The organism is Thermoclostridium caenicola (assembly GCF_900142095.1).
In the GTDB taxonomy this organism is placed as follows: domain Bacteria; phylum Bacillota; class Clostridia; order DSM-8532; family DSM-8532; genus Thermoclostridium_A; species Thermoclostridium_A caenicola.
The window spans coordinates 33,955-57,793 of record NZ_FQZP01000011.1 but is presented as its reverse complement, the minus strand read 5'-3'; the positions used below and the strand labels follow the sequence as shown (position 1 = coordinate 57,793).

Genomic DNA, 23,839 nt, shown 5'->3' with positions numbered 1-23,839 from the left:
CAGGAAATTGCGTAACCTAACTTATGGGTAGGGGGTGAAATTTTCATGCGATAAATTTGACCCATTTAGGGTGAAATATTCAAAAAGTATTGACAGAGTGTATCCTGAACAGCAAAAAGAGGGGTATTCCGGGTATTACAGCAATACCGGATCAGATCTGCCATGCGCCCGCAGGCCTTCCTGTTTGCCGGAAGAAACCTTAAGAATAAATGGGGTTTGTCACACATAAACATGATCTTGGATTGAGACATGAGGTGTTGGTATGAAAGCCTTATTAAAACTGGTTGCGGCGGCACTGGCCGTGCTCATGGCCTTTTTGCTGTATTCATGCGGAGAGGATAAAGAGACTCTTGGGGAGCAACTTCCAGAAGAAGATTTGGAACCGGTGAGCAGCATCGTCATAGATGAGGAGGAGGCTGCGGTTCTCAACGAAAAAGTGCCGGTATGCCTCTATTTCGGAGATGAACAGAAGAACAAGCTGGTTAAGGAGATACGCTATCTGGATATTGATGAGGCTAAAAAAGGCGCGTCCGCACTGGCCTCGGCCATTGTGAAGGAACTGATCGCAGGCCCGAAGGCCAAGGGCCTGACCGCCGTCCTGCCCGAGGGTGTTTCATTGCGGGCCCCTGTCACAATTGAGGGACGCGTTGCGACAGTGGATCTCACCAAGGAGTTTATCGATAACCATCCCGGGGGCAAGACCCTGGAAGAACTTTCGGTATACTCCATCGTCAACGCCCTGACGGAACTGAAGGAGATCGAACGGGTCAAGATCATCATCAACGGCAAGCAGGCTAAAAATTTCAAGGGGAACCTGACCCTCGACAAGGAATTCCCCAGGAACGAAGCCATTATCAACAAGGAAGTAGGCATGGCAAGGCCGGAAGATGGCGGACTGGTGCCGGTTTCCGGCGAGGATCCGGAAGATGCGGCCGATTTCCTGACCGAAGAAGATCCGCTTGAATAATCCGGAAAACATATGTATAATCATTCTGACTGAAGACCGGAACGATTGGCGTTAAAGCCTGAACCCAGGGGAGCAAGCAATGCTCCCCTTATGGATTTATATTATCTAAACCCTTTGGCGCTGCGGCCAGGGGTGAACGATATCACCGCGTATCTTATTATTTTTATACTATATAATGTTTTTTGACAGATCGGAGGCGTGACCGGATGGATAGGAAAATCAGGGTTGTTGTACTTTTCGGCGGGCAGTCATCGGAGCATGAGGTTTCCAGGATATCGGCCCAGAGCGTGCTGGAGAATATGGATCCCAACCGCTATGATATTCGCATGATCGGGATCACCAAAAACGGCGAGTGGCTGCGTTATGACGGGGATATCAAGTATCTTGCCTCCGGCGAGTGGGAGAATATCGCCAGGGCAAACCTGCTACCCGGTCCCCAAAAGGATGAGGGAGCGGTTCCCAGCTGTATGGATCTCATTGCAACCAGGGACAAGGATGGCCGGATGGAAACCGTGGACGTTGTTTTCCCGGTGCTCCACGGCCCAAACGGGGAGGACGGTTCGGTTCAGGGACTGCTGCAGTTGGCCGGTGTTCCCTATGTGGGATGCGATATCCTGTCGTCGGCGGCCTGCATGGACAAGGAGTTTACCAAACTGGTGCTGAACCAGGCCGGTATACCAACCGCCGAGTATATCAAGGTTTATCGCGATGAGATAGAGGGCTCTGTTCAGGTTATCCAAAGCAGGATCGAGGAACGGTTTGGCTGGCCCTGCTTTGTGAAACCTGCCAATGCGGGATCCTCGGTGGGCGTGACAAAGGTCAGATCCCCTGAAAATCTTCTGGAGGCATTGCGCCAGGCGGCAAAATATGATAACAAAATATTAATTGAGGAATACATCGAAGGCCGGGAGTTGGAGTGCGCAGTACTGGGCAACCGTCATCCCATGGCTTCGGTGGTGGGAGAGATTGTTCCCAGCAACGAGTTTTACGACTATAACGCAAAATATCTCGACGGCAAATCGGAAACAATAATTCCTGCCGATATCGAGCCCGGGGTGGCTGAACAGATCAGGGATTATGCGGTTAAGGCCTTCAAGGCCATGGGATGCTCGGGTCTTTCAAGGGTGGATTTCTTCCTGCAGAAGGGCACCAACAGGGTGATTCTCAATGAGATCAACACCATGCCCGGTTTCACCGATATCAGCATGTACTCCAAGCTTTGGGCCGCCAGCGGGATTCCCTATCCGGAATTGATCAACCGGCTCATCGAGCTGGCCTTCGAAAAACATGAACAATCAATCCGGTCGTATGAGAGGGCGTAGACGTGGAGAAACAGGTACTCATAACAGTTGACAGCAAGATGGATGACTTAACCGGCGGCAATAATGCCCTGAGCCTGGTGACCGAGGGCAAGCTGAAGGTGGAGAACAACGAATATGTGCTGAGCTATGAGGAAAGCCAGATCACGGGTCTGGACGGCACCACAACGGTTATCAGGGCATCAAACGATTCGGTGACACTGATCCGCCATGGCAGCGTCAGCACCATGATGCTGTTTGAGGTGGGCAAGACCCATCTCACCGATTATCAGACCCAGTATGGAACGGTCATGCTGGGTGTGACGGCCCAGAAGGTGGATGTGAACATGACCGAAAACGGCGGTCGGATCGATGTGGATTATATCGTGGAATACAACCGGGTTTTTGGCGGAAGGAATTCCATCAGCGTAAAGATCCAGGAAATGACGGGAAACCGTTCTCCTTCCTGATCTGCGGGATTTTCAATATAAAAATCAAAGAGGGATGAACTGCACATGAACAGTATTTATGAAAAAATACGCCAGCAAATCAATCGGGTTGTAAAGGATGCCTTCGAGACTTGCGCGAAAAATCAAACCCTTCCGGCAGTGGAACTTCCGGAGATCATCGTGGAGGTTCCCAGGGAGAGAGGGTTTGGTGATTTTTCCACCAATGTTGTCATGCAGGCGGCCAGGCAGCTGAGGATGCCCCCCAGAAAGGCGGCCGAAATGCTGATCCAGGCCATGGATCTGAAGGATACCTATATTGAAAGGGTTGAGTGCGCCGGGCCCGGGTTCATCAATTTCTACCTGAACCGCTATTGGCTGTATGATGCCCTGAAGCTCATTCAGGAGAAACAGGAGCATTACGGCGAGCTGGATATGGGCAGGAATGTCCGCGTCAACGTGGAGTTTGTCAGCGCCAATCCCACGGGCCCGCTCCATATGGGGAATGCCCGGGGAGGTGCTTTGGGAGATTGCATTGCCAATGTTCTCAAGAAGGCCGGCTATGATGTGACCCGTGAATTCTACATAAACGATACGGGCAATCAGATTGAGAAATTCGGCCTTTCGCTGGAGGCGCGCTATCTCCAGCAGCTTTTGGGAGAGGACCAGGTACCGTTCCCCGAGGATGGCTATCATGGTGAGGATATTATCGAGCATGCGAAGGCGTATATCGCCCAGCATGGCGATTCGCTCCTTAAGGAGACGCCCGAAAAGCGTCGTGAAATCCTGGTCCAGTATGCCCTGCCCATCAATATTGAAAGGATCAGGAAGATGCTCTCCGACTACGGCATCGAATACGATGTCTGGTTCTCGGAAAAAACCCTTCATGACAACGGCGAAGTGGCGGATACCATCCAGTTCCTGAAGGATAACGGCTATACCGTTGAGAAGGACGGCGCCTTGTGGCTCAGCGGAGAAAAACTGGGCCTGGAGAAGGACGAGGTGCTGGTCAGAAACAATGGCGTTCCCACCTACCTTGCGGCGGATATCGCCTATCACCGCAATAAATTCGTCAAGCGCGGCTTTGACTGGTGCATCAACCTGTGGGGAGCCGACCACCATGGGCATGTGGCCAGGATGAAAGCGGCCATGGCCCCGTTCGGGGTTTCCGCGGACAGGCTGCATGTCGTCCTGTTCCAGCTGGTTCACCTGTACCGGAACGGGGAGATCGTCCGCATGTCCAAACGCACCGGCAAGTCCATTTCCCTGGAGGACCTTCTGGAAGAGGTGGGCCGCGATGCCGCACGCTTTTTCTTCAACCTGAAAACCTCGGGTAGCCACCTGGATTTTGATCTGGACCTTGCGGTCAGCCAGTCCAACGAGAACCCGGTTTATTATGTGCAATATGCCCATGCGCGTATCTGCAGCCTGATAAGAAAGCTTAAGGAGGAAGAGGGCATCACGCTGAAGGATGTGGCCGAAATCGATCTGACGCTCCTGACAAAGGACGAGGAACTGGATCTCATCCGGAAGCTGGCCGAATATCCCGAAGAGATTGCCCTGTCTGCAAAAACGCTGGAGCCCAGCAGGCTGACACGCTACGTGATGGATGTGGCCGCTCATTTCCACAGCTTCTACAACGCCTGCCGCGTGAAGGGCGAAGAGGAGCCTTTGATGATGGCGCGCCTCATGCTGGTGGATTCAACGCGCATTGTCATTAAAAATGTCCTGGATCTCATCAGCATCCACGCTCCGGAAAAGATGTGATCAGACATTTTTTCAATAAAGTTGTATTATTGGGGGAAAAACGATGAGTCTTTACAAGGAATGGCGCAGCAAACTGGAGAACAACAGGGAGACCGAAGCCGACAAGGCCTTTTTCAACAACTATATCCAGGCTGAGAAAGAAGCCTACCGGCGGATACTGAAAAACAACGAGATCCAGATCCGAGGAAAGCTCTCAGAGCTTGCCGAAGCCTACCAGATGGATGATATCACCTTCATGGGTTTTTTGGACGGCATCCGGACAAGCCTGGACAATGATCTGGACCTGGAGTCCCTGGAACCGGACAGCGAGATTCAGCTCGACATCAACCTGGAGAAGCTCTTCTACAACATGCTGGAGGCAAAGGCCCATTGGCTTTACGGGCTGGAGGAATGGGACGAACGGCTTTCTGCTGAAAAACGCAGGGAGATACGCAAAAAGTTCAACGAGGACCATCGTGCCGTGAGCAGCAAGGTGGGCCGGAACGACCCGTGTCCCTGCGGCAGCGGCAAGAAATATAAGAAGTGTTGCGGCGCCTGAACTTCAGCCAGAGAGATAACGATTTTGGAGGAAGGGTATGCTTAAGGTCAGAAATCTGTCGAAGGTGTTTGATAAGGTTCAGGCGGTGGATGATGTCTCCTTTGAGGTGAATCCGGGCGAGATCGCCGTCCTGCTGGGTCCCAACGGTGCCGGCAAAAGTACCACCATCAAATCCATCGCCGGGCTTTTGCGCTTTAAAGGCCAAATCCTTATCAACAACACGGATAACAAATCGGTCGAAGCCAAACGCGCTTTTGGGTACATACCTGAAACGCCGGCGCTTTATGAGAACCTGACCGTTTGGGAGCACCTGGAGTTCATTGCCCGCGCTTACAGCCTGAGGGACTGGGAGGAGACGGCCAACCGCCTTCTGACCCGGTTTGAGATGGATGATAAAAAGGACAAGCTGGGTAAGGAACTCTCCAAGGGTATGCAGCAGAAGGTCAGCATCTGCTGTGCCCTTTTGATCCAGCCGAAAATGATCATGTTCGACGAGCCCATGATCGGCCTGGATCCCAAGGCCATCAAGGAACTGAAGTCCGTCTTCCTGGAGCTGAAGCAGGCGGGATGCGCCGTTCTGATCAGTACCCACATCATCGACAGCATCGAGGAGGTCTGGGACAAGGTGCTCATCATGAATAAGGGCCGGATCGTCCTGAACCTCACGCGCGACGAACTGGACAACAAGGGCGAGTCCCTGGAGAAGATTTTCCTGGAGGTTACCGACAGCAAAGGGGAGGGTGAAGCATGAAAGCCCTTCTTTTTCTGATCCGGAGAAACCTGCTGAACGGCATCAAGTCTGCTTTCAAAAAGCCGCTGGTATTGATAGGCTATATCTTCATTCTCCTTTTTATCATTGCCTTTATTGTTGCAAGCTTCGCCATGCCAAGCGGTGAAATACGGACCTTGCCGCCTGCGCTCTTCAGGGGAATCATGATGCTGGTCTTTACCGTGCTCTATTACACGTCGCTGAAGCTGGGGATTGAGAAGGGAAGCAGCTATTTCCGCATGTCCGACGTCAACATGGCCTTTACCGCGCCGCTGCGCCCCAATCAAATCCTGCTCTATGGATTCATCAAGCAGCTGGGAGGAACCTTGTTCTTTATCCTGCTGGCCTTTTTTCAGATCCCCAACCTGAAGAACAATTTTGCTTTTGAACCCCATGGTGTTATCGTGCTGCTGCTGGCGGTGGTCGCCTATACGATGGCATATCCGCTTATCGGCATGCTGATCTATTCCTGGACATCGGTATCCAAAGAGAGAAAGCGCCTGGCAAAGCGCATCTTTGATAGAGCGGCCCTGGCGGTGGTGCTCATCTTCCTGATAGACCTGAGCCAAACCAGGGATTTTGTAAAGTCCATGAGCCATGTCTTTGATCATCCGGTTGCCCATTACTTCCCCATCATCGGCTGGACAGGGTCCATTGCCTCGGCGGCCGTTGCCGAGCCCGATACGGCATTCCTGGTTGGCGCAGCGGGCATGGCCGTGGTCATCTTCGGCCTTTCCCTACTGATTTACAGGATGAAACTGGATTATTACGAGGATGTGCTGGAAGCCACCGAGTATGTGGAGGCGGCTTTAAAAGCCAAACGCGAGGGCAGGAACATGACCTTTGGCCAGAAGACCCGGAAAAATATCCGCGGCGGGCTTTCCGGCAAGGGGGCCCGGGCCTTGTTCGCGAAAAACATGATGGAGATCAGGAAGACATCCATGTTTCTTTTTCTGGACAGGATGTCGGTTATGGTTATCCTGTCGTCCATCCTGTTCAAGCTGATCATGCCGTCGGAAGCGGGATTGAATGCATTCTCTATGTTCATGGTTCTGGCTTTCAGCCTATACATGTTGCTGCTCATGCAGGCACAGGGAAGATGGTCCGTTGAGGTGGAAAAGCCCTATATTTTCCTGATCCCTGCATCCTCCTTTGAAAAGCTGTTTTATGCTTCGCTCTCCGAGCATGTGAAGAACCTGTTTGACGGCGCATTGCTCTTCACCCTTTCCGGCATCTTTTTCGGTTCCCAGGTCCCCACCGTCCTGGCCTGCATCCTGTCCTATGTCTTTTTCGGCGCCGTGTTCCTGTATGCCGAGGTGCTGACAAGGCGGATGTTTGGCCGTGTCCACAGCAAAGGACTCATGATTTTCATCAAGATGATCTTCTCCTTCTTGCTGGTTGTGCCTGGAATCATTGGTTCGGTTATCGCCGTTATAGCCACTGATAGCGAATTTTATATGATCGGCGCCATGGGAGCCTGGGCCTTTGTGCTGGCTGTCACCCTGTTCATGTTTTCTGCCGGCATCTTCAACAATATCGAGTCCTCATCCTGATGACAGGAATCCATTTTAAAAGAGGTGTTTTATGCCGATTACGAGATTTGCAAAGCCCGAGGACCTGGAGCAAATTATGGCGCTTTACCGCTTCCTGGTCCCCAACGATTTTGAAGCGGATCCGCAGCGCCTTGGGGAGGTCTGGCAGGATATCCTGGATCATCAGGACCGCTACCGCTACATCGTGACCGAGGAGGATGGGGTGATTCTGTCCACCTGCAACATTGCCATCGTCCCCAACCTGACCCGGGCCGCCAGGCCCTATGCGGTCATCGAGAATGTGATCACCCATCCCGATGCCCGAAGAAAAGGCTTTGGAAGGGCAACCCTCATGAAAGCCATTGAGTTTGCAAAAGAAATGGGCTGCTACAAGGTCATGCTCCTCAGCGGATCCCACAGGACTGAAGCCCACGGGTTCTATGAAAGCCTGGGTTTCAGCGGCACCAGGAAAAAGGGCTTCGTGATGGAAATGCTCTGAGGAACCAACGCACGGTTCAGGGTTTGCAGCGGGAAGCAGGGGAGTATACGCAGTTCCGGTATATTTCCCGGGTCTTTGAGACCATGCTGTCGATGGAAAACTCCCTTTTCACGGTTTCCAGGCCGTTCCTGCCATATTGCTCCCGCAGTTGGGCACTTTCGAAGAGTTGTTTCATGGCGTCGGCCATGCCGTCCACATCTCCGTAAATGACCTTGATGCCGCATTGGCTGCGCTCATTGACAATTTCACCCGTTCCGCCCGCATCGGTGGTTATGACGGGAAGGGAACAGGCGATGGCTTCCAGGATGGAGATGGGAAGGGCTTCATGCACGGAATGGCAGATGTAAATATCGCTTCCCTTGAGGATATTCCGGACATCGGTACGATAGCCGGCGAACAGGATGTGGCGGGAAACGCCCAGTACAGAGGCCAGCTTTTTGGATTCTGCCAGGGTTTGCCCGTCACCGACAAGCAGGAAAGTAATCTTTCGCTCATTGAGCAAATCCTCGTCGGTTTCCGCCAGTCTTGCGATGGAACGGATGAGGAAGCTGTGTCCCTTTTCCGGGCTGAACCGGGCGATGGATACGGCAACCAGGCCGTCCCGGTCAATGCCAAGTTCCTCCCTGATGGTGGAAGGGCTGCTTTCTGCAAAATAATCCACATCCACACCGTTATGGATGACGCTGATGTCTTCGGAGCGCATGCCCTGCCGGATGAGCATGTTTTCAGCGGCGTGGCTGACGGCAATCGTCCTGGTGTTTTTGAATGAAAGCAGTTTGTTGAGGATTTTGTCGACCGGGCGGGCCGTATGGATCACATGACAGGTGTTTACGATGCAGATATTGTTCCCGAACAGGCGGGATAGTAAAGCGATGTAGTATTCCCTTAAAAACTGGGTATGTACGATGTTAACCTCAAGTCTTTTGCATAGTCCCGCCAATGCCCATGCCGCCTTCAAGTCAAATCGGCTTTTCATTACAAGTCGAAATACCGGTATGCCCAGCTCTTTCATCTGCTCCACCAGCGGGCCTTCTTCATTGTAGGCAAAAAAAACCTTTGCTTCGCTCCCGTTCAGTTTTTGGGCAAGGGAATAGACGTAGCGCTCTGTGCCGCCTTTTCCGGCATGGTTTAACAAGTACAGGATCTTAAGCATTTCTTGACCTCACGCGGGTTACCGGTTTTTTTGGCCGGTCTTTGCTATTCTAAATGTATCATTCTCCGTTCGGCGCGATCAAGGTTAATATTTTCTTGACGGGGCACCGGACCCAGGGATAGCCTTTGCGCACAGCATTTCCCCGAATTGTTAGTGCTGTGTTACGATTGCATTAATCGGCTTGAATTCGTTTGGGCGATACGCTTATAATTATGGGGAGCGGTATTTAGGCTTCAATCCATTCATCCGTACGCCAAACATTTTTGGAACACACTTTACCGATAAACCATACAAAGGAGTTGTCTCCATGATCATTGATGACAAGGGCAGATTATTCAAAAAGATCAATCTCATCGATCTGCTGATCATCCTTATTATTCTGGCCGCAGGCGTTTTCCTCTTCAACAAATTCCAGAAGGCCAATATCGTTACCCCGCTTGCCAAGCAGGAACCCGTAGCCATCACCTTTATCATTGAAAGCTTGCCTGAGTATGCCGCGGACAACGTTGAAATAAACGATCCGGTTACCGACAAGGTTACCTCCGCCCACCTGGGCAAGGTTACGAAAGTGGAAAAGCTACCGGACAGAAGCTACGCGCCTGATCAGGATGGCAAGTATGTGCGTTCCTCCAGGGAAGGCTACTGTTCGCTGGAGTTTACTGTTGAAGGAACCGGGGTTTTCAACGGCAAGGTCGTGAATATCGGCAACACTAATTACTATGTCTATCGCGACACCACGGTTTATGTAGGTGATACCATCCTCTTCACCCGCATTAAGGATATTGAAAAGAAATAGGGAGATCCGCTTTGTTTGAGAGCAGCTTATTCATACGGTGGCTTTCAAAGCCTGTCCGGTATATCATATGGCTCTGGAAAAACAGCCTGGCGTACAGGCTGATCTGTCGGCTGTCGGCCTGGTTCATGAATATCTGGCACCACAGCCGTATCATCAGCTGGTTTAAAAAGGACGGTCTGCTGGTAAGAACCTGGCAGCACAGTGCTGTACTGCGTTTTACAGACTGGCTGGCGAACCTGATTCCGAACTTTTTGGGCAGCATCTATGCCCGGTTGGAGCGATGGTTCCGCAACAGCTTCCTTTATAGGCTGCTGGATTTTGCTTCCGGTCATGTATCCACGCTGATAGCCCTGTTCGTCATGGCCTCTCTGGTCATACCCTATTCGCGCTGGAACAACCGTTACACGACACTGGCCGTACTGTTCTTCTTCGGCCTTTTTCTCATCAGGACCATGGGAGACCGCAGCGTCAGGTTTGCCGTCAAAGCCATTGACCTGTTCCTGTTTCTGTTCCTGCTCTCCATTTTCCTGGCCCAGGTCTTTTCGACCTATCCTTCGCTGAGCCTCCGATTTCTGGCGTTTTACGGCACCGATTTTCTGATGATGCTCATTCTGATCAGCACCATCCGAACCAAAAAGGATCTTTCCACAGTTCTGGAGATCATCATGATAGGTGTGGCCCTGGCGGGGTTGTATGGCTTGTACCAAGGTATCGTGGGCGTTCCGGTCAACCAGGCGCAGGTGGACGTGGAACTGAATGAAGGGATGCCCGGCCGTGTCGAATCTTTCTTTGGCAACAGCAATATTTTTGCCCAGAACATCGTTCTGTTCGCTCCCTTTTTTGCAGCCATCGTCCTCAGTGCCAAGGGCTGGCAGAAGAAGGCGCTGTTCACCGTAGCGGCTCTGCCGTCGCTGGTTGCCCTTCTGATGACCTATTCCCGATCCGGGTACGTGGGTCTGGCGGTAGCCGTGCTGGTTTTTATTTTCCTCGTCAAAAGGAGCCTCATACCCTTGTTTGCCGTCCTGGGCATTGCTGCCATGCCGTTTCTTCCGGACACGGTGCTGCGGAGAATATCCACCATCACCAATTTCAACGATTCATCCATTTCCTACCGGTTCGATATCTTCATGACCATGTGGCAGGTCATTACGGATTTCTGGTACACCGGCATCGGCCTTGGCAGCGATGCGGTGAAACGGGTGACCGAGAACTACGAAATCTTCACCAAGAGCGTGCCGCTTCATGCCCACAATGTCTATTTTCAAATCTGGCTTGAGATGGGAATTATGGGTCTTGTCGCCTTTATCGGGTGGATGGTGAGGACCGTCAAATGCTCCTTGCGCGTCATCTTCAGCGAAGAAGGCGATCCCTACCTGAAGCATGTATTGCGGGCGGGCGTCTCCGGTCTATTAGGACTTCTGGTCATAGCCCTTGTGGAATATATCTGGTATTATCCCCGGGCCATGATGCTGTTCTGGATTTTCATGGGCATTGTCCTTTCAGCGATCAGGCTGGCTGCCCGGGAACCGGAAGAAGAACAGGGAAACGCCTGATCCGTCTTATCCCAGGGCGCCCTTTAAATAGCCCAGCGATTTTTCCCTTTCCTGTTCCAATTTCTCCATCACCCTGCGATAATCTATCTCTGATTCTGACAGGTTTATCCCGTCCTGTGCCTTGCCGCCTGAAAGAAGCCGGTCCGACAGTTCCAGCTTGTTCAGGAGGCTGTGCAGCCGGGAGTTGACCGACTGCTCGGGGTTGGGCCTGTGACTCTCAAAACAGTAGAATGCCTTACGAAACAGGATGGAGAACACCATGCCGTGGAAGGAATTGGTGCATACAAAGGCCGAATCCCGTATAAGCCCCAGAAACTCCTTCGGCCCTGCGTCGTATACGCGCCGGATCGCTCCGGGGATGGGTTTTCTTGAGCCGCAGAGCATGACCACGGGGAGATCCAGTGCCTTTGAAAGTTTTTGTATGGTTTCCGTAAAGGGCGCGGGATCTGAAACAAAATAGCAAAGGATATAAGGCGTTTTCTGCCGCTCTTTACAGCAGACTTCAAGCCAGTCGTCCTGTTCAAGCAGCATGGTGGGGTCCAGCACAACTTCCGCATCCCTGCCGGTGAGTTCCCGGATGATCTCGGATCCCCTTGATTCCCTTGCCGAGAGGGCGCTGAAACCAGAAAGATATTCTTTCAGGCTGGCCGTATAGGGTTCGGGGATAACGCTTATGCCAAAGCTGGGTCCGTAGGCGATCCGTTTTTTCTCACCGGCAAAGGGCATGAAAAATGCGGGATCGAGGCCTTTTGGCGTAAAGATCAGGGGATTCCATATCTGGTCGCTGCCGCACAGGTAGCAGTCGTAAACGGGCGGATCGGCCAGCAGTTCATCCAGGCGGGTATAGCGTTTCGGGCTGAGCTTCATGTGCTCCCTGACAAAGCTGTTGAAGCGCTCGTGCCTTCTTCGGAAGGAAGGAAGATGGAGCAGGGTGTGCATGTTGGCCAGGATGGCTCCCGGCGCCAGGCTCCGCTTGAAAAGACTGCTTCCCTCGATGGTGTCGGGGCGGACATAATCGATGATCTCGCAGGCATGGCCCAGTTTTTCAACCGCTTTCTGCAGGGCATAAGCCTGGAGCTGGGCTCCGTAATGGTGTGCGTAATGGAATGTGATCAATCCGATTTTCATCATCTCTCACTGAACCTTTCCGGAAAGACTGTACGCCTTCTGCGCTGCGCTCAGGCCTTGCGCCTTTGGGTGAACATCCAGCGCACCCTGAGCAGGATGTCCTGTGCCGTCCTTCTTTCCATGATAACATTTCCCAGAGCGAAAACGAACAGGCACCACAGGCCCGTGGGGATGGCCCAGAGGAGCCAGCCCAGGTAGCCGTCCGGGGATTTTTCCATCATGTGCAGGTATTGCAGCGGCGGCCAGATGCTGAGCACAAGCAAAGCAAACATTCTCACCAGGCGTCTTACGGTCATCATGACGGGAAGCCTGGTCAAAACCCTTGGGATGAAGATGACCAGATCGATGGTCCGGTACAGGTTGGATACCACGGAGCCGAGGAGCACACCGGCGATCCCGAGGCCGGGAGCCAGGGCAACCGAGACCACGATGTTGATGATGGCCTGGGCCAGCGTCTGGTACTTGGTTTCCCTGTACAGGCCGGCCGATATGACCAGCATGCCCTGGGGCGTCTTGGCATTGTACAATAGACCGTAAAGCACAAAGAGCAGACCGATCTCAGGCCGGATATAATTGACGTCGGTCATGTCCCGGGTATATACGCGGATAAAGGGCATGATCAGGATGGCGGCGCAGGCGTATGCCCAGCCCATGAGCGCATAGTAGAGATATTCGTATTGCCGGTAGGCCCTTTGGAAGACTTCGGTTTCGTTTTTGACCAGCATGTCGCCGAATATGGCGGAAAGGCCGTTGTTGAAAGTGGAAAGGATGGCCAGGACGCTGGCAAAGACCATGTTGTACACGACATAGACACTGCTCTCCGCCAGGCCGCACATGAAGGATGTGACCAGAACGGGCGTTCCGATGGTTACGGCGCCCAGTATCTGCAGGATCAGGGAGTCCCAGCGCTTGTCCAGCGCCCTGAAATCGGGCTCGGCCTTAAAATTCAGTTCCTTGTAGTGCAATCTGGCATAAAGGATATAGGCCAGTGTGCGGATAATGTAGCTGGCCATGGAGAAGAGCCATACCAGCACGATATCCAGATGGAGCCTGGCCAGTACGATGATGATGACAGAGTTGAGCGTAACGCCCATGGCGTTGATCAGTGAGATGACATAGCTTTTCTGGTCGGCCGTGAACAGGGCTTTGTATTTGCCTATGGCAAAAAACTCCAGCGCGCCCTGGGATCCGATGATCAGGACGAGCATGCCCATGGCCAGAGGGCTGATACCCTCTTCATGCACAAAAACCGGATAAACAAAGGTACCCAGCAGAACCAGGCCGGAAAAGATCAGCCCGGAGTAGTTGTAGAGCCTGTTGGCGCCGGACAGGATACGGTTGATCCTGTCCTGGTCCTTATCTGCCAGGGGTTTATACAGGGCATAAACGGCCGCAAACGCCAGCCCGCCCTCCACCACGCTGAAGTATTGGACAAACTGCCGGATGGAGTTGACAAGGCCATTGGCGACTGATCCGTATTCCAGGGCGATGACCCTGGGCAGGATCAGGTTGATGATCATATTGATGATCTGAAGCAGCATGGCGCTGCCTGTGTTATACAGAGAAAGCCTGGTTCTCAAACGCCTACCTCCCCGGAACATCCTGTGGCAGTATGCCGGCATCCCTGCGGTACCATTGCCGGATGTTCCCCGGAACAACTACGGGCCTCAATAGATGGAGGGTTCATCCCCGTATGAGCTTTCTGAGCCTGTCCACCATGCCTGAACCCAGCATTCGCCTGGCCATCAGCTTGAGGTTTTGCACAAAGCGGTTCATATATTTCCTCTTCAGGGCCGAAAAATGCATGCCGCTGTTCAGATCCTTAAAAAACAGCGTTCTGGCGCGGGGCATGGGAGCCGAAACCGTCAGCCGCGGGTTTTTCGCAGCCGCCTCTTGGAAGGAGGTTTCCTTCAGGAAACAGCGATCCCGGATATCCTCAAGGGCAGCCTGCCCCCGGGCCGTGTTGGCAATCACCAGGGAAATACCCTTGTCATCCTGCCCATGTACAATTCCAAGCTCTTCCGCGCCCCAGAAATCGGCCAGGGTGAGATCGGCCCGGGTATGGGGATGCCTGAACTGGCAGGAATAGCAGCACTTCCGGCTGAAAAGATTTTTCCCGAACCCGATGAAGAAAGTATCCTTCACGGCGGCATCCCGATAGGAACGGCCGTTCCTGAAGCGGATATGCATGCAGTAGTTCTTCCAGCCGTTTTTCTTGTCCCTGAAGGAAATAGACTCAATCTCGCTTTTGAAGCGCTTTTTCATATCCTCCAGGTAAAGGGACCATACCTTTGGGGACGGAACCCCATAGCAGGCCAAATCGACCGTCAGAAGCTCCGGGTAGGGCTTTCCGAGAAAGGTTTTCAGGCCCGCGATCTGGCAGCCCGTCCCTGAAAACAGGACGGGTTTTTGCTCCTTAAGAAGCCTTTCAGCCTCTTTATAACACCTGTTGATATCGCTCTGGACGTATTTGGACCGCCTCAGGGAATCCAGTTCCGAAGGCTGTTCGATCCCGATATGCCGTACCATGAAATCCTGATCAAAGGCGGCGCCAAAGACGGTTCCACCCCTGCTGAGGCAGGATTCGGCCAGCAAGGAGAACAGGCCGCCGGAAGAACTTTCAAGGCGAACGGTGTCGTCCAGGCTCCAGGCAGCCCAGGCCCTGGGGTAATCGGTTGCCTGGTTGGATTCCGATGTTTCCGCGTCTGCCTTAAGAACAGGGCAGACCTTTCGGCAGAGGCCGCAATCGTGGCACCTGCCTGCATCGATATGGGGTACCAAAAACCCCTCGTGATCGTCTGCCATCGAGATGCACTGTATGGGACAACGCTGTGCGCAGGCCGAACAGCCTATGCAGCGATCCATGTTCTCAAGTACGCTGATCATATAAACTCCATTATCATTGGCACTTGGCCGGATTGCCCTTATTATAGCACAGCAGGGGGAACGGCAACAACCGCAGGTGGCCTGGAAAAGAGATACCATGCCGGTTTTGGTCGAATGAGGGTTTACGTTTCGGCTTTCCATGGCTTATAATGTCTAATGTCGATGTATTCAAGCGCCCAGTTCGCTGTCCTGTCCGTATCGTTGCTGCTTCAGCACGGCGGAACATGCTGCAAAGGAGTCTCCCGTCATGCGGAAAAAAGGTACTCTTCTGATGCTTACCCTTTACCTTTTGATATGCGTCACCTCATTTCCGGTTTATGCGGATGACACAAGGCCTGTATTGCCCGAAGTTCAGGCCGAGAGCTATATCCTGATCAACGCGGCTGACAACCGGGTGATTTGCGAGAAGGAGGCGGACAGGAAACAGTATCCTGCCAGCACGACCAAGATCCTGACGGCCGTTCTTGCCCTGGAAGCAGGTTATTATGAACAGACCACCACGGTCAGCCAGGCCGCCGTGGACGGTATCGGCATCAATGGTTCCAATATGGCCCTGAAGCCGGGAGAAACGCTTCAGTTCAAGGATTTGCTCAGAATGACCCTGATAAGCTCGGCCAATGACGCCGCCAATGCGCTGGCAGAAGGCGTGAGCGGCAGCATCAGCGCATTTGTCCTCCTGATGAATGAAAAGATCCGCGAGCTTGGGCTGTCCAACACGCATTTCACAAATCCCGTCGGACTGGATGTGGAGGACGGGCATCCGGAGCATCAGACGACGGCGCGGGAACTGGCGCAACTCATGCGCTATGCCACCAGCAACACGCGCTTCAGGGAGATCATCGGCGAGACGGAATATGCCCTGCCCGTAACCAATTTTCATCCGGAGAGCCGGGGCAGCAGAAAGAGCACCGATCTTCTGCTCACACAGCTTCAATACCAGTCGGATAGCTTTTCGGTGGTGGGAGGCAAGACCGGTTATACAAAGGCCGCCCAGAACGTTTTTGTTGCCTGTGCCAGAAACGGGGAAGGGGTTGAACTGATACTCGTCCTCATGAAGCATCCCAATCGGAGAGCCATGTTCGAGGATTCCTACAAATTGTTTGAATACGGCTTTGCGCTGGTCAGCCGGGACAGGAGCCTGGCGGCAACAGGCTTCTATGATTTGCGCTACAGGGAATCGGCCGATGTCATCCATAAGTTCTATGAAAGCGGCTATGTCGCCGGAAATGAAGACGGATGTTTTGATTATGCCGCCGATGTTTCCCGGGAAGAATTCCTCCGGGTGCTTGGCAGGATCAAGGATCCTGTTGCTGCTACGGGTACCGCTGAATCAGGCCGGACATACCTGGCAGCGGCCATTGAACAGGGTGTGGTGGATGCAACCTGGAGCGGAACGGGCAGCCTGACGATGACCCGGGGCGATGCCGTAACCGTCATGAGCCGGCATATCCCGGCCAGAAGGAACCTTTTGGAGCAGTTTGCCCTTATGTTGAGAATCAAAGACTTTAAAGCCATACCGGCTTCTTCCAGGCTTGATGTGCTGAAGGCTGTCAAGACCGGGATCATTCCCCTGGCCGATGACGGAATCCTTGGCTATGATGAAACCATCAGCCGGGAAGAGATGGTGCTGATGCTCGACCGGTACATCCAATACCGGGATACAGTGCTGAATCCGATCCTTTCCCTGGTTGGCCATATCCATCCCATCCGGGGCGCTGTCCGGAACTTCTATATCCCGTCCGTTCCCGTATCTGCCAAATAGATTTTCCATAAAACCGGCATGCAGAAAAAAGGCCGTTCCCAATGGCTTTTCGGAGTTGCCATGGGGACAGCCTTTTTGATTGCTTTCCGTGAAGCTTATGGTGTAAAGCCTGCGGCTTAGTAATTCTCTGCCTTCAGCGCGAAGAAGGCCTTCGGATGATCGCAAACGGGGCAAACCTCGGGCGCATTTTCACCGTAATGAACGTGTCCGCAGTTGCCGCATACCCAGTACTGTTTGCTCTCGCGGCTGAAGACCTTGCCTTCCCTGATGTTGTCCAGGAGCTTCTGGTAGCGCTCTTCATGATGCTTTTCGATCTCGGCTACGGCCTTGAAAAGGAAGGCGATCTTGTCAAAGCCTTCTTCCTTGGCTGTTTCGGCGAACTTGGCATACATGTCGCTCCATTCATAGTGCTCGCCGGCGATGCAGTCCAGAAGGTTTTCCTCTGTGGAAGGAATGCCTTCATGGAGCAGTTTGAACCAGATCTTGGCGTGCTCCTTTTCGTTGTTGGCGGTTTCCTCAAAAAAGTCGGCGATTTGGTTTAAGCCTTCCTTGCGTGCCTTGGAAGCATAGAAAGTGTATTTTGTTCTTGCCTGAGCCTCGCCTGCAAATGCTGCCAGCAGGTTGGCCTCTGTCTTTGTCCCCTTCAGATTCATAATGACCTCCTGTACATATGTATTTTAATTCTATTGTAACATACAAATCATGGAATGAAACATCAGGGGCAGAATATAAGGAGACACATTGCTTGAACGATTAATATACAGGAGTGCTTCTTCGAAGTATGCTCTCCCAATTGTCGGGGAAACCCAAATGTTTTAAGTCTTCAAGAAATTTGCGGAACTGCTCTTCATTTCGAAAGATGCTTTTATCAAGATGAGCAACATTGCCGTACTTGATTGCCAGGAAGTATGCAATGTGGGTTCGAAAAGCAATTTCTACTGTTTCCATCAGGGGCATTAGCAGTGTCCTTAATTTTTGATCAAACTCATACAACAAGTATATTTCCTGAAATGTTACTCCTTTTTTAAATTGATTATTGCGGTTTTTTAGGGTAAGCGTATATGCCGATAGTCTATAATAGTTTATTCGCTTAAGTATTGAAATAGCTTTTTCTCTGTCTGCAACAATTAAACCTCTGGAAACCATCAAATCAATTTGCTCTTCGAAAGACTTTGGCGGCTTCAATGATGGATTGTTTGGTATATTGTCCATAAAACCCCCGGAAAAAACAAATGGCTTACCCTGGTCCGCATCGTTGAGAGGCGTGGTAAGCACTGTTAATATTATAATATGCTATTATGCTAAATTTGTCAACAGCAGCGATATAATAAAACCCGCAAACCTATTCGGAATGCGGATTTTCTGGTACGCCCAAAGGGATTCGAACCCCCGACCTGCGGTTTAGGAAACCGTCGCTCTATCCTGCTGAGCTATGGGCGCCCGTAAACTGCAGACATTATTGTACTACAGGGTGGCCGATTATGTCAATGGCATAAACAATGGTAAAGTGACAACCGGTGTGAATGGCGAATAGCATAATAATATGATTGGTGCGTATTGGAGGCGTGTGGATGGAGTGCCTTGCCATTTATGATTCCGGAAATTTTGCATACAGGGTCTGCCGGATCTTTGAGAAGAAGGGGCTGGAGTTCGAGGTTATCGCTACGCCCTGCAAGATTTCCGAAGCAGGTTGCGGCTATTGCCTGAGCTTCCCCTGCGAATACCTGAAATCGGTCCTGGCAGAGAGCCTTGCCTGCGGATGCCCGGTGCGGGCGGCCTACAAAGTGGTTGAACAAAACCGCAAGCGGGAATATATAAAAATCGAGAGATGATACCGAAAATACAGACAAGGATACGGAAGGAGCATGCCATGGACGCAAGCAGAATCATCAGCCTGTTCAAAGACCTTGCGGGTGCGGCAGGTGAAAAGATACGCGAAGTTTATGAGCAGGATTTTACAGTGGAATATAAAGAGGATAATTCACCGGTTACCATGGCCGACAAACTGGCCAACGACCTGATCGTACAGGGCCTGAAGGATGCTTACCCTAAGATTCCGGTTCTGGCGGAGGAATCGGCCGACGATTTGTCCCGGCTTTCGCAGACGTACTGCTTCATCGTGGATCCGCTGGACGGTACCAAGGAATTTGTCAAGAGAAACGGCGAGTTTACGGTCAACATTGCCCTGGCAAGGAATGGTGTTCCCATTGCCGGCCTGATATATGTTCCCATGCTGCGGGAATATTATTATGCCTTCGAAAATCAAGGGGCTTACTGGCACCGGGAGGATGAACAGGAAAAGCCCCTTCGCGTGTCTGACCGGGTAGGAGACATCCGGCTGGCGGTCAGCCGATCGCACCGTACCCGGGAGTTGGACAGGCTCATCGAAGAAAACCACATCCGGCATATCGTCGTTGCCGGAAGCGCCTATAAAGCATGCCTGTTTGCCCGGGGCGACGTGGAGGCCTATTACCGTTTCGGCAAGACCATGGAATGGGATACGGCAGCCATGCAGATCCTTGCCGGGGAAGCCGGAGGCATTTTCCTGGGGATGCACGGGCGTCCGTTTACCTACAACAAGGAGAATCCGGAAAATCCCACGGGCTTTTTCCTGATAAACAGGATGGAAAATCGTCTGACTTATTAAAGTCATATGAATTAGTGCTTTCAATATGTCATAGATTGATATACAATGAGAGTATCAACTGCAGCAAGGAGGAAAGTTTCAATGAACGATCGTCCTGTTTATCTTGATGAATCAAGGAGCTTTGAGGAAAGAGCCAAGGATCTTGTTTCCAGGATGACCCTTGAGGAAAAGGTATCTCAGATGCTTTTCAATGCTCCCGCCATTCCAAGACTGGGCATACCCCGGTACAATTGGTGGAATGAAGCGCTTCATGGCGTGGCCAGGGCCGGTACCGCAACGGTATTTCCCCAGGCCATCGGGATGGCGGCGACATTTGACGAGGACCTGATCAAGCGGGTGGCAGAAGTCATATCCGACGAAGCCCGCGCCAAACATCATGAATATGCGCGCAAAGACGACAGGGGTATCTACAAGGGGCTTACCTTCTGGTCACCCAATGTCAATATATTCAGGGATCCCAGATGGGGGCGCGGTCATGAAACCTACGGGGAGGATCCCTATCTCACTTCAAGGCTGGGTGTTGCCTTTATCAAAGGACTTCAGGGCGATCATCCCAAGTATCTGAAAGTCGCGGCCTGCGCCAAGCATTTTGCCGTTCACAGCGGTCCCGAGTCCGAACGCCATTCCTTCAACGCGATCGCTTCCAAGAAGGATCTTCGCGAAACTTACCTGCCCGCTTTTGAGGCCTGTGTCAAGGAAGCGAAAGTCGAGTCGGTCATGGGCGCATACAACAGGACAAACGGCGAACCCTGCTGCGGCAGCAAGACCCTCCTGGTCGATATCCTGCGCGGGGAATGGGGATTTGAAGGTCATGTTACCTCGGATTGCTGGGCAATCCAGGACTTCCACCTCCACCATAAAGTAACCGCAACCGCACCCGAATCGGCTGCCCTGGCTGTCAGGAACGGGTGTGACCTCAACTGCGGAAGCATGTACGGCAATCTGCTCATCGCTTTGCAGGAAGGGCTCATCACCGAGGAGGAAATCGATCGCTCGGTAACCCGTCTGATGATGACGCGGATGAAGCTGGGCATGTTTGACAAGGAAGAGAACGTGCCTTATACCAGGATTCCCTATGAGGTCAACGACTGCAAGGAGCACAGGGATCTGGCCCGGGAAGTTGCCATCCGATCCCTGACACTCCTGAAGAATGACGGGATTCTGCCCCTTGATGCAGGCAAGATCAAATCGGTGGCCGTCATCGGACCCAATGCCGACAGCCGCAAGGCGCTCATGGGCAACTATTACGGCACCGCTTCCAAATATGTGACCGTTCTTGAAGGCATCCGCAATATCTGCGGAGATGACATACGGGTATTCTATTCCATCGGCTCGCCCCTTGCCGACCAGTACAACGAGGGCCTGTCAAGGATGCTGGGAGAAGGACCGGATCGCCTGTCCGAAGCAGTTTCCTGCGCGGAGAAAGCCGACGTCACCATCCTTTGCCTCGGGCTTGATGAAACCCTGGAAGGCGAGGAAGGCGACCAGGGCAACGAATACTTCTCGGGCGACAAGGCGGATTTGAGCCTGCCCAAGTGCCAGGTCCAACTTCTGGAAGCTATATTGGCGACAGGAAAGCCTGTCATCGTTGTGGTCCTCGCGGGAAGTGCGCTGGATCTGCGGCTGGCTGATGAGAAGGCCAATGCCATTCTCCAGGCCTGGTATCCGGGTGAAGAAGGCGGAAATGCCGTTGCATCGGTTCTTTTCGGCAGGAGCAATCCCAGCGGCAGGCTGCCGGTCACCTTCTACCGTTCCACCGAAGAGCTTCCCGATTTCAGGGATTACAGCATGAAGGGCAGGACCTATCGCTACATGGAAGGCGAAGCCCTGTATCCCTTCGGTTATGGACTCAGTTATACCACATTCGAATATTCTGATCTGTCGCTGAGCGCAGACAGGATACAGGCCGGTGAGCCCATTGAATGCACGGTGCGGATCAAGAATACGGGCAAATACGACGGGTATGAAGTGGCACAGCTGTACCTTAAGGATATGGAAGCCAGCACTGTCGTGCCCAGGTGGCAGCTCAACGGTATCAGGTGCGTCTACCTGAAAGCCGGCGAGGAAACAACCGTCAAGTTTACGCTGACGCCCAGGCAGATGGCCATGGTGGACGACGAGGGGAATATCATCCTTGAACCCGGAAAATTCAGGGTATTCGTGGGTGGAAGCCAGCCCGATGACAGGAGCCGGAAGCTGACCGGAAAGGCTGTTCTGCACGCCGATTTCGAGGTTACGGGCGAACCTGTCAGATTCTGATTCCGATAAGATTCATGGAATAAGGACGCGAAGCGACCCGGGGACGATTTCAACCGTTACCCGGGTTTCTTTTGTTGTTTCGCCGTCGATATTGATGGGCATCGGCCTTCGGCTGGTGATCTCAATCCGCTTGCAGCGGTGCATGGACACTTCCTTCAGGCCGGTATGCTCACCCTTCATGAAGGCGGGGAAGAACTTCAGAAGCCTCAGCCTGCCCGGAGATTCCACCTCGCAGATATCCAGCAGGCCGTCGGTCATATCCGCATCGGGAGCCGGCTTCATGCCGCCCCCGTAATACTTTCCGTTTGCAAACGCACAAAGCAGAAGCTCATTGCTCCGCTCCGGAGCGCCATCCACGGCGATCCTGACACGGTGCTTTTTTAAGCCGATAACGGCGGCCAGAACGCCCAGAACATAAGCCATGGGGCCGGAAACCAGGGGGATGCGCTTGAACTTTCTGCTGAAAATCACCACTTCCGCATCAAAGCCAATGGAAGCGATATTGATGAAATACCTGCCGTTGATCCTTCCCGTATCCAGCAGGGTGGATGAGGCTGCCGGCAGGATTTTCAGGAGGACAAGGGGATCCGTGATATCATAGAGGGACCGGATGGCATCGTTCCCCGAACCGCAGGGAATGACCCCCAGTTCCATATGATCGCCGGAGAGCCCGTTGATGATTTCGTTGAGTGTACCGTCCCCGCCCACCGAGTAGACGCGCATGGGAACGCCGTCGGCAGAAAGGCTTCTGGCAATGGCGGTAGCATGCCCGGGGTACCTGGTGATTTCAATATGATAAGGCTCGGGGAAATCCCGGAACCGCTCTTCAATATGGCTGATCATGGAAAGGGATTTGCCCTTTCCCGCAGTCGGGTTCACGATGAAAACGTGCAGCAAGTTTGATCACCTGTCCAGTTGATTGCACCATTCTATCATAATTTGACGGACAATGGAATGATGGGATATTTCAATCTTTGGTATGCCCAGCAAGTTGCTGTTTCATGAGTCCTGAAAGTGTCGTATGAAAGACGGACGAGGCACGCAATACAGTTTGAGACACATCTGCCCGTGTATACAAAAATCTTGATCAAAAAACCGGATATGTGTTATTATGGCTCTGTCGGTATTTCTGCAGAAAACCGAACATAATACAACCAATAACCAAAAATATTTCGACTTATATCCCGCAAGGGAATGAGAACGGAGGATGAAAAATGGAAAACATTCAATCCCGGCCTCGCATCAGTGTGAGGCGTATCGCTGTTGCCGGCATTTTCTCGGCTCTTACCATCGTTCTGACACTCATACCGTCTCTGGGGTATATCCCGATTCCGCCATTTTCTATTACCACCATGCATATACCGGTTATCATTGCAGCTGTGCTTGACGGGCCGCTGACAGGCGCTTTTGTGGGCCTCATGTTCGGTTTGTCCAGCCTGTATACGGCAGCCACCATCTTTTCGGGCATGCCGGTAGCGCCTTTCTTCCTGAATCCGCTGGTTTCCGTCGTGCCCCGGATCCTTATCGGTCTTGCGGCCTATTATGTCTTTGCATGGCTAAATAAGCTGGTGAAGAACAAAACCGTATCCATCATCGGGGCTGCGCTGGGAGGTACCCTCACCAACACGGTCGGCGTATTGGGCATGATCTATGTTTTGTATGCCCAGCAGTATGTGGAGGCGGTTGGTGCGACCACAGCGGGAAAGAGCGCTCTTGCCATCATCTTCAGTGGTGCGTTTTTGAATATGCTGGTTGAGATAGCGGCGGCATCCCTTATCAGCGTGCCTGTGGTTCTTGCGCTTCAAAGGTTCAAAAAATAGAACGGATAAGAAAGCGAGG

General features: G+C 52.5%; 22 protein-coding genes and 1 tRNA gene. 15 read left to right on the top strand and 8 right to left on the bottom strand.

Annotated elements, in window-relative coordinates; translation table 11 throughout:
* Positions 1-262: 262 nt before the first annotated feature.
* From F3H12_RS05005 to F3H12_RS04970, 8 genes are all read left to right on the top strand, one after another.
* Complete coding sequence (locus F3H12_RS05005; protein ID WP_149678265.1) at positions 263-967, top strand: GerMN domain-containing protein; 705 nt, start codon at positions 263-265, stop codon at positions 965-967.
* A 206-nt stretch (positions 968-1,173) separates the two neighbouring features.
* Complete coding sequence (locus tag F3H12_RS05000; RefSeq protein ID WP_149678264.1) at positions 1,174-2,289, top strand: D-alanine--D-alanine ligase family protein; 1,116 nt, start codon at positions 1,174-1,176, stop codon at positions 2,287-2,289.
* Between the two features lie 2 nt (positions 2,290-2,291).
* Entirely contained in the window at positions 2,292-2,735 is a 444-nt protein-coding gene (locus tag F3H12_RS04995) for a YwiB family protein (RefSeq protein WP_149678263.1), read from the top strand.
* A gap of 45 nt (positions 2,736-2,780) precedes the next feature.
* Positions 2,781-4,478: an arginine--tRNA ligase gene (gene argS, locus F3H12_RS04990; protein WP_149678262.1), complete on the top strand. Its 1,698-nt coding sequence runs from the start codon at positions 2,781-2,783 to the stop codon at positions 4,476-4,478.
* A gap of 43 nt (positions 4,479-4,521) precedes the next feature.
* The gene (locus F3H12_RS04985; RefSeq protein WP_149678261.1) at positions 4,522-5,016 is read left to right on the top strand and encodes an SEC-C metal-binding domain-containing protein; all 495 of its coding nucleotides are present in this window, start codon (positions 4,522-4,524) and stop codon (positions 5,014-5,016) included.
* Positions 5,017-5,053: 37 nt separating this feature from the next.
* Positions 5,054-5,767 (top strand): ABC transporter ATP-binding protein, encoded by a 714-nt coding sequence (locus F3H12_RS04980; RefSeq protein WP_149678260.1) that lies wholly within the window; start codon positions 5,054-5,056, stop codon positions 5,765-5,767.
* Entirely contained in the window at positions 5,764-7,338 is a 1,575-nt protein-coding gene (locus tag F3H12_RS04975; RefSeq protein ID WP_149678259.1) for a putative ABC exporter domain-containing protein, read from the top strand. Before F3H12_RS04980 ends, F3H12_RS04975 begins: the two co-directional genes overlap by 4 nt.
* 31 nt (positions 7,339-7,369) lie before the next feature.
* A complete protein-coding gene (locus F3H12_RS04970; RefSeq protein ID WP_149678258.1) occupies positions 7,370-7,816 on the top strand; it encodes a GNAT family N-acetyltransferase in 447 nt (148 codons plus the stop codon).
* Positions 7,817-7,832: 16 nt separating this feature from the next.
* Here F3H12_RS04970 and F3H12_RS04965 read toward each other — a convergent pair whose 3' ends face one another.
* Entirely contained in the window at positions 7,833-8,969 is a 1,137-nt protein-coding gene (locus F3H12_RS04965; protein WP_149678257.1) for a glycosyltransferase, read from the bottom strand.
* A gap of 307 nt (positions 8,970-9,276) precedes the next feature.
* Here F3H12_RS04965 and F3H12_RS04960 point away from each other — a divergent pair, with 307 nt between their 5' ends.
* A complete protein-coding gene (locus tag F3H12_RS04960) occupies positions 9,277-9,765 on the top strand; it encodes a DUF4330 domain-containing protein (protein WP_149678256.1) in 489 nt (162 codons plus the stop codon).
* 11 nt (positions 9,766-9,776) lie between these two features.
* Positions 9,777-11,318: an O-antigen ligase family protein gene (locus F3H12_RS04955; RefSeq protein WP_149678255.1), complete on the top strand. Its 1,542-nt coding sequence runs from the start codon at positions 9,777-9,779 to the stop codon at positions 11,316-11,318.
* A 6-nt stretch (positions 11,319-11,324) separates the two neighbouring features.
* Here the strand turns inward: F3H12_RS04955 and F3H12_RS04950 are convergent, their stop codons facing one another.
* From F3H12_RS04950 to F3H12_RS04940, 3 genes are all read right to left on the bottom strand, one after another.
* The gene (locus tag F3H12_RS04950; RefSeq protein WP_149678254.1) at positions 11,325-12,449 is read right to left on the bottom strand and encodes a polysaccharide pyruvyl transferase family protein; all 1,125 of its coding nucleotides are present in this window, start codon (positions 12,447-12,449) and stop codon (positions 11,325-11,327) included.
* Between the two features lie 47 nt (positions 12,450-12,496).
* The gene (locus F3H12_RS04945; protein ID WP_149678253.1) at positions 12,497-14,026 is read right to left on the bottom strand and encodes a lipopolysaccharide biosynthesis protein; all 1,530 of its coding nucleotides are present in this window, start codon (positions 14,024-14,026) and stop codon (positions 12,497-12,499) included.
* A 103-nt stretch (positions 14,027-14,129) separates the two neighbouring features.
* Complete coding sequence (locus tag F3H12_RS04940; RefSeq protein ID WP_188118386.1) at positions 14,130-15,332, bottom strand: Coenzyme F420 hydrogenase/dehydrogenase, beta subunit C-terminal domain; 1,203 nt, start codon at positions 15,330-15,332, stop codon at positions 14,130-14,132.
* A 247-nt stretch (positions 15,333-15,579) separates the two neighbouring features.
* Here F3H12_RS04940 and F3H12_RS04935 point away from each other — a divergent pair, with 247 nt between their 5' ends.
* Positions 15,580-17,094 (top strand): D-alanyl-D-alanine carboxypeptidase family protein, encoded by a 1,515-nt coding sequence (locus F3H12_RS04935; protein ID WP_149678251.1) that lies wholly within the window; start codon positions 15,580-15,582, stop codon positions 17,092-17,094.
* Positions 17,095-17,210: 116 nt separating this feature from the next.
* Here the strand turns inward: F3H12_RS04935 and rbr are convergent, their stop codons facing one another.
* From rbr to F3H12_RS04920, 3 genes are all read right to left on the bottom strand, one after another.
* The gene (gene rbr / locus F3H12_RS04930) at positions 17,211-17,750 is read right to left on the bottom strand and encodes a rubrerythrin (RefSeq protein WP_188118387.1); all 540 of its coding nucleotides are present in this window, start codon (positions 17,748-17,750) and stop codon (positions 17,211-17,213) included.
* Between the two features lie 97 nt (positions 17,751-17,847).
* Positions 17,848-18,306, bottom strand: a complete 459-nt coding sequence (locus F3H12_RS04925; RefSeq protein ID WP_149678249.1) for an Abi family protein — start codon at positions 18,304-18,306, stop codon at positions 17,848-17,850.
* 151 nt (positions 18,307-18,457) lie between these two features.
* Positions 18,458-18,534: transfer RNA gene (locus F3H12_RS04920), tRNA-Arg, on the bottom strand.
* 131 nt (positions 18,535-18,665) lie between these two features.
* Between F3H12_RS04920 and F3H12_RS04915 the strand changes: the two genes are divergently transcribed.
* The 3 genes from F3H12_RS04915 (at position 18,666) to F3H12_RS04905 (ending at position 22,000) form a co-directional block, all read left to right on the top strand.
* Positions 18,666-18,926: a putative Se/S carrier protein gene (locus F3H12_RS04915; RefSeq protein ID WP_149678248.1), complete on the top strand. Its 261-nt coding sequence runs from the start codon at positions 18,666-18,668 to the stop codon at positions 18,924-18,926.
* 38 nt (positions 18,927-18,964) lie between these two features.
* Positions 18,965-19,741 (top strand): 3'(2'),5'-bisphosphate nucleotidase CysQ, encoded by a 777-nt coding sequence (cysQ, locus tag F3H12_RS04910; RefSeq protein ID WP_149678247.1) that lies wholly within the window; start codon positions 18,965-18,967, stop codon positions 19,739-19,741.
* 81 nt (positions 19,742-19,822) lie between these two features.
* Entirely contained in the window at positions 19,823-22,000 is a 2,178-nt protein-coding gene (locus F3H12_RS04905; protein ID WP_149678246.1) for a glycoside hydrolase family 3 C-terminal domain-containing protein, read from the top strand.
* 12 nt (positions 22,001-22,012) lie between these two features.
* Here the strand turns inward: F3H12_RS04905 and F3H12_RS04900 are convergent, their stop codons facing one another.
* A complete protein-coding gene (locus F3H12_RS04900; protein ID WP_149678245.1) occupies positions 22,013-22,897 on the bottom strand; it encodes a diacylglycerol/lipid kinase family protein in 885 nt (294 codons plus the stop codon).
* Positions 22,898-23,214: 317 nt separating this feature from the next.
* Between F3H12_RS04900 and F3H12_RS04895 the strand changes: the two genes are divergently transcribed.
* Positions 23,215-23,820 carry an ECF transporter S component gene (locus F3H12_RS04895; protein WP_149678244.1) on the top strand — a complete coding sequence of 202 codons (606 nt, stop codon included), beginning with the start codon at positions 23,215-23,217 and terminating at the stop codon, positions 23,818-23,820.
* Positions 23,821-23,839 lie beyond the last annotated feature (19 nt).

What these genes read in the sequence shown, in the direction of transcription:
- F3H12_RS05005 (WP_149678265.1), top strand. Translation starts at nt 263, where the DNA reads ATGAAAGCCTTATTAAAACTGGTTGCGGCGGCACTGGCCGTGCTCATG.
- F3H12_RS05000 (WP_149678264.1), top strand. Translation starts at nt 1,174, where the DNA reads ATGGATAGGAAAATCAGGGTTGTTGTACTTTTCGGCGGGCAGTCATCG.
- argS (WP_149678262.1), top strand. Translation starts at nt 2,781, where the DNA reads ATGAACAGTATTTATGAAAAAATACGCCAGCAAATCAATCGGGTTGTA.
- F3H12_RS04985 (WP_149678261.1), top strand. Translation starts at nt 4,522, where the DNA reads ATGAGTCTTTACAAGGAATGGCGCAGCAAACTGGAGAACAACAGGGAG.
- F3H12_RS04980 (WP_149678260.1), top strand. Translation starts at nt 5,054, where the DNA reads ATGCTTAAGGTCAGAAATCTGTCGAAGGTGTTTGATAAGGTTCAGGCG.
- F3H12_RS04975 (WP_149678259.1), top strand. Translation starts at nt 5,764, where the DNA reads ATGAAAGCCCTTCTTTTTCTGATCCGGAGAAACCTGCTGAACGGCATC.
- F3H12_RS04970 (WP_149678258.1), top strand. Translation starts at nt 7,370, where the DNA reads ATGCCGATTACGAGATTTGCAAAGCCCGAGGACCTGGAGCAAATTATG.
- F3H12_RS04965 (WP_149678257.1), bottom strand. Translation starts at nt 8,969, where the DNA reads ATGCTTAAGATCCTGTACTTGTTAAACCATGCCGGAAAAGGCGGCACA.
- F3H12_RS04960 (WP_149678256.1), top strand. Translation starts at nt 9,277, where the DNA reads ATGATCATTGATGACAAGGGCAGATTATTCAAAAAGATCAATCTCATC.
- F3H12_RS04950 (WP_149678254.1), bottom strand. Translation starts at nt 12,449, where the DNA reads ATGATGAAAATCGGATTGATCACATTCCATTACGCACACCATTACGGA.
- F3H12_RS04940 (WP_188118386.1), bottom strand. Translation starts at nt 15,332, where the DNA reads ATGATCAGCGTACTTGAGAACATGGATCGCTGCATAGGCTGTTCGGCC.
- F3H12_RS04935 (WP_149678251.1), top strand. Translation starts at nt 15,580, where the DNA reads ATGCGGAAAAAAGGTACTCTTCTGATGCTTACCCTTTACCTTTTGATA.
- F3H12_RS04925 (WP_149678249.1), bottom strand. Translation starts at nt 18,306, where the DNA reads ATGGACAATATACCAAACAATCCATCATTGAAGCCGCCAAAGTCTTTC.
- F3H12_RS04915 (WP_149678248.1), top strand. Translation starts at nt 18,666, where the DNA reads ATGGAGTGCCTTGCCATTTATGATTCCGGAAATTTTGCATACAGGGTC.
- cysQ (WP_149678247.1), top strand. Translation starts at nt 18,965, where the DNA reads ATGGACGCAAGCAGAATCATCAGCCTGTTCAAAGACCTTGCGGGTGCG.
- F3H12_RS04905 (WP_149678246.1), top strand. Translation starts at nt 19,823, where the DNA reads ATGAACGATCGTCCTGTTTATCTTGATGAATCAAGGAGCTTTGAGGAA.
- F3H12_RS04895 (WP_149678244.1), top strand. Translation starts at nt 23,215, where the DNA reads ATGGAAAACATTCAATCCCGGCCTCGCATCAGTGTGAGGCGTATCGCT.